Below are 620 nucleotides of genomic sequence, written 5' to 3'. Positions count from 1 at the left end.
GCTCATCGGCGCAAGTGCCTCAGAGGATGAACCAGTCTGCCGAGCTGGTGGCCGGGCCACCGCTGAGCGTGATGGCTGCGTCGGCGGCGAGCGATCCGGACCCGTTCAACTCGATGCGCCACGTCGACCCGGAGGTATTCACCGCCCTCACCTGGCCGAGGGCGGTGAACGCCGCGGTCCCGATGAAGGTGAAGGCCGTGTCGCCATTGCCGGCAATGCCGTCCGCATCGATCGCGGAGAGATCGATGCGGTCCCCGGCCGTGAAGCCCACGATGACGTCGGGCGCATTAGCCGCGCTTTCCGCGAGGCTGTTGAACACGAAGACGTCGTCGCCCCCCTCGCCATCCATGCGGTCGCGGCCAGCCCCACCGATCAGCGTGTCGTTGCCGGCACCGCCCGTCAGCGTATCGGCACCGCCACGGCCGTCGATGAGGTCATCACCGCTGCCGCCGCTGATGCGGGACGACGTGCTGCCATCGCGGATCGTGTCGGCGAAGCGCGAGCCGATGATCCGCTCGAAGCCGAGATAGACGTCGCCCGCGGCATCACCACCGGTGCCGCCGCTCACCATGTCCGCCACGATCCCGGCCGACGCCTCGAAGAAGGTGAGGACGTCATAG

The 620-nt window shown here is 68.4% G+C and carries 1 protein-coding gene; it reads right to left on the bottom strand.

The annotated features are described in order from the left end of the window. Positions 1-19 precede the first annotated feature (19 nt). A partial coding sequence (locus ACLD7X_RS17885; RefSeq protein WP_411425037.1) for a calcium-binding protein occupies positions 20-620 on the bottom strand: 601 nt, incomplete at its 5' end.

The organism is Aphanothece microscopica RSMan92, assembly GCF_046613545.2.
Classification (GTDB): Bacteria; Cyanobacteriota; Cyanobacteriia; order PCC-6307; family Cyanobiaceae; genus NIES-981.
The sequence above is the reverse complement of the archived record's forward strand: the minus strand, read 5'-3'. Positions and strand labels throughout refer to the sequence as shown.